At 58.3% G+C, this 10,164-nt stretch carries 9 protein-coding genes and 1 tRNA gene; 5 read left to right on the forward strand and 5 right to left on the reverse strand.

All coding sequences use genetic code 11. The features are described 5' to 3' along the window. The first annotated feature begins 21 nt into the window (after nt 1–21). From ACWICV_RS04965 to ACWICV_RS04975, 3 genes are all read left to right on the forward strand, one after another. Nucleotides 22–921: a J domain-containing protein gene (locus ACWICV_RS04965; protein ID WP_454090658.1), complete on the forward strand. Its 900-nt coding sequence runs from the start codon at nt 22–24 to the stop codon at nt 919–921. 44 nt (nt 922–965) lie between these two features. Beyond that, nucleotides 966–1,427 (forward strand): tRNA (cytidine(34)-2'-O)-methyltransferase, encoded by a 462-nt coding sequence (locus ACWICV_RS04970; protein WP_105656838.1) that lies wholly within the window; start codon nt 966–968, stop codon nt 1,425–1,427. A 123-nt stretch (nt 1,428–1,550) separates the two neighbouring features. Beyond that, nucleotides 1,551–2,108 (forward strand): hypothetical protein, encoded by a 558-nt coding sequence (locus ACWICV_RS04975; protein WP_400288317.1) that lies wholly within the window; start codon nt 1,551–1,553, stop codon nt 2,106–2,108. Between the two features lie 91 nt (nt 2,109–2,199). Here the strand turns inward: ACWICV_RS04975 and ACWICV_RS04980 are convergent, their stop codons facing one another. The 4 genes from ACWICV_RS04980 to ACWICV_RS04995 all read right to left on the reverse strand — a co-directional run bounded on the left by ACWICV_RS04980 (nt 2,200) and on the right by ACWICV_RS04995 (nt 6,465). Then, a complete protein-coding gene (locus ACWICV_RS04980; RefSeq protein ID WP_105661499.1) occupies nt 2,200–2,961 on the reverse strand; it encodes a PIG-L deacetylase family protein in 762 nt (253 codons plus the stop codon). Beyond that, complete coding sequence (locus tag ACWICV_RS04985; protein ID WP_400288319.1) at nt 2,958–3,902, reverse strand: electron transfer flavoprotein subunit alpha/FixB family protein; 945 nt, start codon at nt 3,900–3,902, stop codon at nt 2,958–2,960. Before ACWICV_RS04985 ends, ACWICV_RS04980 begins: the two co-directional genes overlap by 4 nt. Before the next feature lie 12 nt (nt 3,903–3,914). Continuing rightward, nucleotides 3,915–4,736 carry an electron transfer flavoprotein subunit beta/FixA family protein gene (locus ACWICV_RS04990; RefSeq protein ID WP_400288321.1) on the reverse strand — a complete coding sequence of 274 codons (822 nt, stop codon included), beginning with the start codon at nt 4,734–4,736 and terminating at the stop codon, nt 3,915–3,917. A 190-nt stretch (nt 4,737–4,926) separates the two neighbouring features. After that, complete coding sequence (locus ACWICV_RS04995; protein ID WP_400288322.1) at nt 4,927–6,465, reverse strand: S1C family serine protease; 1,539 nt, start codon at nt 6,463–6,465, stop codon at nt 4,927–4,929. A 319-nt stretch (nt 6,466–6,784) separates the two neighbouring features. On the opposite strand from ACWICV_RS04995, the gene ACWICV_RS05000 reads away from it, so the two are divergent. Together ACWICV_RS05000 and ACWICV_RS05005 are read left to right on the forward strand one after the other, a co-directional pair. Further along, nucleotides 6,785–8,770 (forward strand): TPM domain-containing protein, encoded by a 1,986-nt coding sequence (locus ACWICV_RS05000; RefSeq protein ID WP_400288324.1) that lies wholly within the window; start codon nt 6,785–6,787, stop codon nt 8,768–8,770. A 70-nt stretch (nt 8,771–8,840) separates the two neighbouring features. Continuing rightward, nucleotides 8,841–9,572, forward strand: coding sequence for a PspA/IM30 family protein (locus ACWICV_RS05005; RefSeq protein WP_105656844.1), 732 nt, complete (start codon nt 8,841–8,843; stop codon nt 9,570–9,572). Nucleotides 9,573–9,688: 116 nt separating this feature from the next. Here ACWICV_RS05005 and ACWICV_RS05010 read toward each other — a convergent pair. After that, a tRNA-Met gene (locus ACWICV_RS05010) sits at nt 9,689–9,762 on the reverse strand. Nucleotides 9,763–10,164: the final 402 nt, after the last annotated feature.

Below are 10,164 nucleotides of genomic sequence, written 5' to 3' on the forward strand. Positions count from 1 at the left end.
CCGAGAGGATTCCTCCGTTCAATGAGTACACCAAGCCCATACGAAATTCTTGGTGTCGCGCCTACTGCGAGCATGGAAGATATCAAGGTCGCTTACCGAAGGGCCGCTCGCGCGACCCATCCCGATCTCGGTGGCAGCGAAGAAAAGTTCAAAGAAGTACAGCGCGCTTTCCAGCAGCTCAGCGAGATGGCGTCTCCGCTGGGTTATGAGCAGACCTTCCAGTCTCCGGGCAACGCTCCACGCGCCGGGTTCAGCGCCCGTCCTTTTGACGAGCGCCTGCGCAAGAGCCCTCAGCAGCCCAAGGCGCAGTTGCCCACCGAATATGTTCCACCGTTCTCGGATACGTCTCCTACATTGCTGGACAGAAAAGTCTGTGAGCAGCGCGTTCATGGAGAACCCCGAAAACGCGGTCTGTTCTCCAACCGTGCACGGCTGATCCGCGAGGCGCAGACCATCAGCCTGCTTTCCAAGAACGTCCTGAATATCTTGCCAGCTGCCCGTTTGGTCAACGGCCTGCGTTCGCCCGCGTCGGGGCACTACGATCATGTGCTGATTGCCGGTTACCGCATGGCGGTGATCAATACGATGACTCTGCCCGATGGCTACTATTCATTCGATGGCAATGTCTTGCGCCACGGCAATAAACTGACGCAGCCTCCGCAGTTCTCCATCTCCGGTTTGCAACGGCAATTCATGCAGATGAACGTAGTTGCGTTCACCTTGGTGCTTTCTGCCAACGGCAATCACCACGACCCGGTCATTGAGTACCGGCGCAATGCCGATCCAACACTTGCATCGACTCCGAATGTGCTCAATGCAGCGGGATTGATTCGCGAGTTGAAACTCTTCTTGGGCTCTGGCCCATCGCCGAATGTCGTCGATCGCCTAGCCCTGGCGCAGTTACGTGAAGCGATGTACTAAGGTCAATGGCCTATTTCTTGTTGGTGAGAGCTTAAACTGGTTGAGTGTTTCGTATCGTTTTCAATGCCCCAGAGATCCCGGGTAATTCCGGCAACGCTATCCGACTAGCCGCCATCACCGGCGCAGAACTGCATTTGGTCAAGCCATTAGGCTTCAACTTCGAGGATGCCAACCTGCGTCGCGCAGGATTGGACTACCACGATCTGGCTTACGTCACGGTGCATGAAAATCTTGACGCAGCCTTTGAAGCACTGGGAGAAGGCCGGGTCTTTGCCTTCACATCCGAAGGAACTACTGTCTATTCGGATATCAGCTACGAGGCCAGCGACATCCTGCTCTTCGGCCGTGAATCGGTTGGCTTGAGCGCAGAAGACAAGAAGCATCCGCGCATCAACGACCTGGTCCGCTTGCCGATGCTTCCAGGCCGCCGATCGATGAATCTGGCCAATACCGCTTCGGTGGTAGCATTCGAAGCTTGGCGCCAGCACGGCTTCGCTGGCGCATAAAGTACCAGCCAGCCCGCGCCACGCATACAGCTTTACCTAATCTTTATAAAGTAGGCTCGAGTCTGTACCCGCAGTTTTCGGGTATTGAACTGTGCCGACTACATTTCGGGAGAATCCAAGACAATGAACGGTAGCTATTCTCAGCACCGCGACGAGCCCCAGGACGAGAACCTGGGTCTAGATCTGGTGAGCCAAGTGGCCAGCAGTTCACGTGCAGCCAAGAAAAAGCCTAAGCGCTGGATCTTCGCTGTCACGGGACTTGCCATCATCGTTGTCCTAGCGGTGGTCATTTTCTCCCTGCTCAATGGAGGCACCAAGGCGTCCAAAGCATCCAAGGCCGATGATGCAGTCACCGAGACCGTCGAATTGAAGAGCGGCGGCCAAGCGGTGCTCAGCTCGTCGAAGTCCGAAAGCGCTGTGGGTGTCGAGCTCTCCGAGCTGCCTGCCCTGGACGGTTCGGAACAGTACGTTGCATGGGCCGTGCATGAGTCCGGCAGCGTCTCCGTGATCGTTTCCAGCACCGGTGAAGATGCCGCGGCTGGGCTGTCTCCAGCTGAAGATGTGATTGCCCTCCACATCACCATTGAGGGATCCAAGATCCCTGACGCTCCATCTGAAGATGCTGAAGCATCGGTCGACCTGCCACTGGCTCAAGACAAGGCAACGGAAGACGAGAGCTAGCAGCTCACCTCTGGCCAGCCAAAAAGTTCGGGGCGAAGATCAATTCTTGATCTTCGCCCCGAACTTTTTCCGGTCTGCTTTGCCTGGATACTCAGAACCCGGCTATCGTGTCGCGGGCGTTCACGGCAACTGCGTGGAATGCTTCGGCAAGCTTGCCCTTTCCCAGCTGGCCACGCTCGGCGTTTTCCTCGCACTGCTGCAAAACGTAGTTTTCCATGGCGGCAACATCCGGGTGCTGGGTGAAGTGCGAACGCAAGGCGTCCATCTTCTTCTCGAAGAATTCGGTGATGTCCACATAGGCGTTCTCGCGTTCCTGCGGAGCCCCGCACAACCAGAGCCAAGGCACCTTGTAGGCTTCCAGTCCTTCGCCATGCAGCAGCTCCGGGTAGGAGAACGGATTCTCCACCGCCGGGTAGATCGCACGGGTGACCGCTTCACCGCAGGCCAGATGGTCTGGGTGCGAGGCCTGTATCCGATCCCACTTGCGCTCCGGGTGCATTGCAATCACGATGGTTGGCTTCACCTGGCGCATCAGCCGGACCACCTTGCGCATGACATCGTGGTTGGCTTCCAGGAAGCCATCGCGTTCGCCAAGGAAGTGGACCGTTTTCACACCCACCTTGGCGGCGGCCTGTTTCTGCTCTTCGTGGCGCAGCTTAGCCGTTTCCTCAGGATCCCGGTCATCAAAACCGCCGGCGTCGCCGTCAGTCATGATGCAATACTGAACCTCTGCCCCCGCCGCGGTCAGGGCCGCTACCGTCCCGGCTGCCCCAAAGTCCAGATCATCGGGATGGGCGCCGAAGGCCAGGACCCGTTGGGCGCCTGCACCAATGAATTGCGCTGTATCGATCATGCCTTGCGACGTCGAATCTCTTTGGCGGCCTGCGGCAGGACCTTGGCCAGGTCACCAACGATACCCAGGTCTGCGATCTCGAACACCGGGGCGTCGACATCCTTGTTGATCGCGATGATGAACTTGCTGGTCTGCATTCCGGCCTTCTGCTGTATCGCTCCCGAGATGCCGGCAGAGATGTACAGCTGCGGTGCGACGGTGGCACCGGTCTGGCCGATCTGCGCATCGTGCGAGATCCAGCCGGCATCGGTAGCTGCACGAGAAGCGCCCACGGCAGCTCCCAGGGCATCGGCAAGGTCTTCAACCGGGCCGAAGTCTCCGTTGACACCACGACCACCAGCAACCACGACGCGCGCTTCGGTCAGGGCAGGTCGATCACTTGCGACTTTCGCCTCCGTCGCAGCAATCCGGACCTTGGCATCGTTGGAGTTCTCCAAAGCCAATTCCTCAACTGCCAAGGCGGTGCTGGAGGCCGCTGGCGCGTCTTCGATGCTGTTCGGCTTCAAGGTGGCAAACAGGGTGCCGTTGGTTGCCCTGGCCTGAACGCTGTAGCTTCCTGCCAGTTCATCCTTGGTAGCTACAAGATCCCCGCTGATGCCAATGACGTCGGTGATAATCGCACCGTTGCGGCGCACAGCCAAACGGGCACCGAGCTCACGGCTGAAATTGTCATTAGCAAGCAAGACCAATTCGGCGGCAGTAGCCTGCACGGCTGCGTCAAGCACAGAAATTTCGTGCTGGCCGAAAACTGGGGCATCGCCGGAGGCGGTGAATAGCTTCACCACGCCATAGGAAGCGAGAACCTGCTGGGCTTCGTCGCTGACTTGGTTGGCAACGGCCACGGCCGGGTTCTCGAAACCAGAGACCAGGGTCAGCAGTTCGCGCTGGGCTTTGGAGGGAGCCGCGGAAAGCTCAGTGAAAAATACTAGTGCTGAAGGCATGTTCAATATTCCTTAGATCAGCTTCTGTTCGGCCAAGAAATCAACCAAGGCGATACCTGCCTGGCCGCTGTCGTTGATGACCGTTCCGGCTTCGCGCGCAGGGCGGGCTTCAGCTGCGATAACTTCGGTGTTCGAGCCGAGGACGCCGACCGCGGCTGCATCCAGGCCGATAGCGGCCAGGTCCAGCTCGGTGACAGTCTTCTTCTTGGCAGCCATGATGGCCTTGAAATTCGGGTAGCGCGGCTCGTTGGCCTGGTCGGTGACCGAGAGCACTGCCGGCAGGTTCGCCTTCAGGGTCAAAGTGCGGTCCAGGTGATCACGCTTAATGGCCAGTTCACGCTGTGCGGCATCGAACTCAACGGCCAGCGCGTGAGTCAGCTGCGCAAAGCCCAGCCGTTCTGCGAGCTGGGCTGGAACGACCGAGGTTTCAGCGTCGGTCGAGGACATCCCGGTAATAACCAGGTCCACGTTGCCGGCATGCTCAACCAGCGCCGCAAGCGCTTTCGACGTGGCGACGGTGTCGGAACCGGCCAAGGCGTCATCGTTCAGATGCAGCCCTGAGCTGGCACCCATCTGCAGGGCCTTCTTGACGGAGTTGCCCGATCCCTTGCCGCCCATGGTCGCGGCGATGACTTCATGCCCGGCGGTGAATCCGCCGTTGGCTTCCACGATGGAAACAGCAGCTTCCACGGCGTATTCGTCAAGTTCGGAGAGTACTGATTCTGCACGGTCAAGGCGCAGCGTTCCCGAATCGATATGACGGTCAAATTGAACATCTGGGACGTGTTTGACCAGGACCACTATTTTCAGTGGAGTGGTGCTTTCCTCGCTCATTCGCGCCTTCCTACGAGCTTCGATGCCCGCACCGGTGCGGGGCACCGGGGCAGGCTAATTCCTTCAGTGTCTATCGTATCGACACAATGCAGTTCACTGGGTGTTTATCGCTCTCAGATCAACAAGTGACGCGGGCTAGTCGATCACCAGCCCGCGACACTTGTTTCACAGCGTCATCATGACGATTTGTTTAGTTATTTGACAGCGCTCCGACAGTTGCTGTTGCGGTCTGTTCCTTGCCATTGCGAAGGTAGCTGATTTCCACTTCTCCCCCGGCGGGAATCTCTCGGATGGCCGCGGTCACGGTCTGCGAGTCCTGGACTGCACGGCCGTTGACGCCGGTGATCACGTCACCGGACTTCAGGCCGGCCTTATCAGCTGCCGAGTCAGGGCTAATTTCAACAACGCGGGCACCCACCGAGAACGCCGAAGCGTTCTGCTGGTTGGATCCAGCTGCGCCCTGCGGGGTCACCGTGGCTCCGAGCAGGCCGTGGGTAGCCACGCCGTTATCGATCAGTTCCTGGGCAACACGCTTTGCGTAGTCGATAGGGATCGCGAAGCCCACGCCAATCGATCCGCCTTCTTCACTGTTACCTGCCGAGGCAATAGCAACGTTGACACCGATGATTTCACCATTGGCGTTGACCAATGCGCCGCCGGAGTTGCCGTGGTTGATCGCCGCGTCAGTCTGGATGACGTTTACGTAGATCGAACCGCTTGAACGCTGCTGCTCTTGTTCCTGTCCCGGGAACTGGAAGTTGAATTGGTTGCCATCCCCGCCCTCGCTCTGGTCACTTTCCTTCGGAACGGCCGAAGAAGCGATGGAGATGGTGCGGTTCAAGGTGGAAATGATGCCGTCGGTGACGGTGCCGCTTAGACCCAGCGGCGCGCCGATAGCGACAGCGGTATCCCCGACATTCAGCTCGGCCGAGGAACCCACGGTGGCAGGCACCAGGCCGTCGGCCTGGATATTGATGACTGCCAGGTCCGATAGAGGATCTGTGCCTACCACGGTGGCACTATGCACTGAACCGTCGTTCATCTGGACCGAAATTTTGGGATTGGCAACTTCGCCACCCAGGGTAACCACGTGGGTGTTGGTCAGAATATTGCCCTTGTCGTCCATGACGATGCCCGATCCGGAACCGCCCGAACCGTTGCCGGAAACCTCGATGGTCACCACGCTGGGGCTTGCCTTGGCGGCAGCCGCGGTGACTTCGGTGACCTTGTCCGGGTTGTTGATCACCACGCCCTCACGCGGCGAACTGCTCACCGAGGAAGACCCCGCGTCGTCATTCATCAGGTAGGTCGTGCCAGCGGCAGTGACGCCACCTACCAAGGCCGCGGCAACCATTCCGGCGATGAGCGTGCTGCCAGAGAAGGACTTCTTGTCCTTGGAAGGCTTCTCGGGCGGGATCGGGTAATTCGCAGGCTCGTTGGACGGAAGGCCGTAAGGGGAACCGTAGGGAGAGCCGCTCTGGACTTGCTGGGCGTCGGAATTCTGTCCGTGGGAGTGGGCCGCGTTCTGCGTTCTGTCAACGGACGGCGCGGGGTAAACGCTGGTTGGATTCTCGCTGGCGCTTGGAGCCTGATTCACTCGCGGGTAGCGCACCGTAGGTTCGGCCGAAGCAATTGGGTCGTTATTGGTGTCGTTAATTGGCTCTGCTGAATCTGGCTCTGCTGAATCGCCCGCATCGTTCCCACGTGGCTCATTCGGTGTCTGGCTCATGGCTTGCCTCTTTCGAACTGTCGAATCTCTTGAGTTCTATTATCCAACTCTGGTCTGTGGCATCGAATTGTGGTGTCTGAGCACCGGCTGTGAGTTAACTATTCTGCCAGCTGAATGTCGTAGACGTTGTTCATTAGGGCAAATAGAATCAATCATAAGTGTGAACCCAATCTCGGGGATCACCAGATCGGGATTCTCCCGATTTTAGATTGACTGATGCATTTCAGGTGGGGAACAAGACATGCGTATGAAAGCTCGACGGCTCATTGCTGGAGCAATATTGGCAACGGTAGCCTCTTTCGGCTTATCGGCACCTGCGATGGCTGAATCGCCTGTAACGATTCCACCTGGCGACTTCGTCGTCGATTCTTCAGGCGTGCTCGGCTCCGACGAAGCGCGTTTGGAATCCGAAATTAAGGAACTTCGCAGCAATACCGGACTAAACCTGTTTGCGATATTCGTCGACGAGTTCTCCAACCCAGACCAGGCAGATCAATGGGCTGCCGAAGTTGCCAACCAAAAGGGTTTGGGCAGCGCTGACTCCATCCTGGTGGTGGCAACCGAGACCCGCCAAGCATATTTTGCTGGCGCCGAAGGCGGTCCGATTGCCAAAGCCGATACTGAAATCTACAGCAGCCAAATCAGCCCGGCACTCAGTGAGAAAAACTGGGCCGGTGCAGTCGAGGGGGCCATCGCTGGCATGCGCAGCGTTGAAGGTGGAGGCAGCCCAGATGGTTCATCCTCTGGCGGTGGTTTCCTAACCGTCGTACTGGCCATTGGTGCCGTTGCTGTGGTTGGGTTCCTTTTCCTTTCACGGCGCAGCAAGAAGAAGAGCGCGCAGCTCGGCCAGAGCCAAGGCCAACACCCAGGACAGTACGGCGCCCCTGCTCCGCAGCAGCAACTGGTCCCCCTGGACAAGCTCCGTTTGCAGGCAGACCAATTGCTGGTGGCTGCAGATGACTCGATCCGTTCTTCGCAGCAAGAATTGGGCTTCGCCGAAGCACAATACGGCAAGCAGGCTGTCCAGGTCTATGTGGAGGATATTGAACAAGCCAAGAACCACCTGACTGAATCTTTCCGCCTGCAGCAGCAGTTGGATGACGATATCCCCGATACCGAGCAAGATCAGCGTTCATGGTTGAATGAAATCATCGACCGTTGCCAGAAGGTCAACAGTTCCCTGCAGGCCCATGCCGACGAGTTCAAGCAATTGCGCCAGCTGGAGCAGAATGCCGAGGATCGCATTACAGAGGTATCGGCGAACCAGGAACCGCTCAACCAGAGGCTGTCGGCCCGCGTGGCAGACTTGGAACGCCTTGCCGGCCAATATGACGCCAGCGCAGTATCGCAGATCAAGGACAACGCCGACCAGGCCGCCGAGCGCCTGACCTTTGCTTCTTCCGCCTTGAAGCAGGCATCAGAGAAACTGGCCACTGACCGATCCAATGCCGCGATCTTGATCCAGAATGCGGAAGAAGCCCACGACCAGGCCGATGTACTGCTCAAGGCCATCAACAAGGCTGGCGAAGCCTTGGGGCAGGCCCAGCAAGACTTGAAGTCCGCAATGGCGCTGGCCGAACGCGACCTGGCTCAAGCGAACGCCTTCGTGGGCAACGGAGCAAATCCCCGCCTTTCCAGCGCCGCGGCCGGTGTCGAAAGCACTCTGGCGAATACCAAGCAAGCACTGAGCAGCGGCAAATACAACCCGCTGGCTTTGATCACCCAGCTCGATGAGTCCGTTCGCCCGCTTTCAGAAGCTCTTTCAAGTACGCGTAACCAGGCCCAGCAGGAACAATCAGCCCGTGCACAACTGGATTCGTTGCTGCACACCGCAGCGTCGCGCATCAGCGGTACCGACGATTACATCCGTGCCCGTCGCGGCGGCGTCCGCTCTTCAGCTCGAACCCGCCTTGCTGAGGCCCAGCGCACCTTCGATGAGGCGCGCTCGCTTTCTGGCAGCGATCCGCTGCGTGCTGTAGGTTCCGCACAGCGTGCCATTCAGCTAGCTGACCAAGCTGCGCAGATGGCCGAAAGCGACGTTAGCGGATTCGACGGCTTCGGCGACTCGCGCGGTTACGGGAACTACGGCCGTGGCCGCGGGGGCGGGATGTTTGATGGCATCGGTGGCGCGATGCTCGGAGGCATCCTGATCAATACCATCCTCGGCGGCGGAGGCCATGGCGGTCATTCCGATGGCGGCGACGGTGGAGGTTTCTTTGGCGGGGGCGGCTTCGGTGGCTTCGGTGGCGGCGGAGGCGGCTTTGGAGGAGGTGACTTCGGAGGCGGAGGAGGCGGCAACTTCTAGCTTGCCGGACCAGTTTCACCAGAAGGTTTCAAGTTCATAGTGTTTTCTTGACGGACAGAAAGGTCCAACCATGATCAAGCAGTCAATCTTCGGACGCATTTCCCAGTTGGCCAAGGCCAATATCAATGCAATGCTCGACTCAGCTGAAGATCCCCAGAAAATGATGGATCAGATGGTGCGCGACTACAACGACAATATTGCTGAAGCAGAGCAGGCGATTGCCCAGACCATCGGCAACTTGCGCATGCTGGAAGACGACTTCCGCGAAGACGAGCAGGCAGCTTCCGAGTGGGGCAACAAGGCTCTGGCAGCATCCAACAAGGCAGAAGAGTTCCGTGTTGCAGGCAATGCCGATGATGCCTCGAAGTTCGACAACTTGGCTAAGGTCGCCATCCAGCGCCAGATGCAGGCCGAGTCCGAGATGAAGACCGCCGAGCCGACGATCGCTTCGCAACGCGAGATCGTGGACAAGCTCAAAAGCGGCTTGAACATGATGAAGGAAAAGCGTACCGAACTGGCAAGCAAGCGCGACGAGCTGGTCGCCCGTTCCAAGTCGGCACACGCTCAAAACCAGGTCAATGAAGCCATCAAGTCCGTGAACATCATGGATCCGTCCAGCGAAATTGGTCGCTTCGAAGAAAAGGTTCGTCGCGAAGAAGCCCGCGTTCGCGGTGCTGCAGAATTGCAGGCATCAAGCCTGGACTCCCAGTTCGAGTCTTTGGAAGATCTGGGTGAGCAGACCGAGGTGGAAGCCCGTCTGGCCGCTCTGAAGGCCAAACAAACCGATGCTTTGGAGAGCTAAACTTTCTGCTCTCTGAACTGTCTCAATTGGCTGGCAGTGCGAAAGCATTGCCAGCCAACTTCATTAATGCTTAAACCAAAAGCGGAGACCCTTCCGGATCTCCGCTTCCACTTTCGTGGCGGGGAGAGGATTTGAACCTCTGACCTCCGGGTTATGAGCCCGGCGAGCTACCGAACTGCTCCACCCCGCGTCGGTAAATACAACATTACCAATCAGTGAATGACTTGGCCAATCCTGGGATAGTGCATTGCGTCACCAAGAGACCCCTGGCTCGTGAAGCAGGGAAATCGCCCCACTCCCCACGGCATCTCCCCAGGGGCAAGGGAAAACTTTTCAGGACCATCCGGCGGGCTCGAAACAAAATCAACGCCATGGGTCCGCTGCCTGTCCGCCTCGGCCCAGTGGATGCGGACATATTAGTTGCTCCCCCATCGGGAAGTCGATCATGTGCCTACTGGCGCTTGGCCACGCTCACCCGTTGGCGCCGTCCTGAGAAATCCGGTTAAACCAAAAACGGAGACCCTTCCGGATCTCCGTTTCCACTTTCGTGGCGGGGAGAGGATTTGAACCTCTGACCTCCGGGTTATGAGCC

It is taken from the genome of Glutamicibacter sp. NPDC055354, assembly GCF_053644955.1.

Coding starts and splice junctions, on each gene's coding strand:
- ACWICV_RS04990 (WP_400288321.1), bottom strand. CDS start 4,736: ATGAGCGAGGAAAGCACCACTCCACTGAAAATAGTGGTCCTGGTCAAA.
- ACWICV_RS05005 (WP_105656844.1), top strand. CDS start 8,841: ATGATCAAGCAGTCAATCTTCGGACGCATTTCCCAGTTGGCCAAGGCC.
- ACWICV_RS04980 (WP_105661499.1), bottom strand. CDS start 2,961: ATGATCGATACAGCGCAATTCATTGGTGCAGGCGCCCAACGGGTCCTG.
- ACWICV_RS04965 (WP_454090658.1), top strand. CDS start 22: ATGAGTACACCAAGCCCATACGAAATTCTTGGTGTCGCGCCTACTGCG.
- ACWICV_RS05000 (WP_400288324.1), top strand. CDS start 6,785: ATGGCTGAATCGCCTGTAACGATTCCACCTGGCGACTTCGTCGTCGAT.
- ACWICV_RS04995 (WP_400288322.1), bottom strand. CDS start 6,465: ATGAGCCAGACACCGAATGAGCCACGTGGGAACGATGCGGGCGATTCA.
- ACWICV_RS04975 (WP_400288317.1), top strand. CDS start 1,551: ATGAACGGTAGCTATTCTCAGCACCGCGACGAGCCCCAGGACGAGAAC.
- ACWICV_RS04985 (WP_400288319.1), bottom strand. CDS start 3,902: ATGCCTTCAGCACTAGTATTTTTCACTGAGCTTTCCGCGGCTCCCTCC.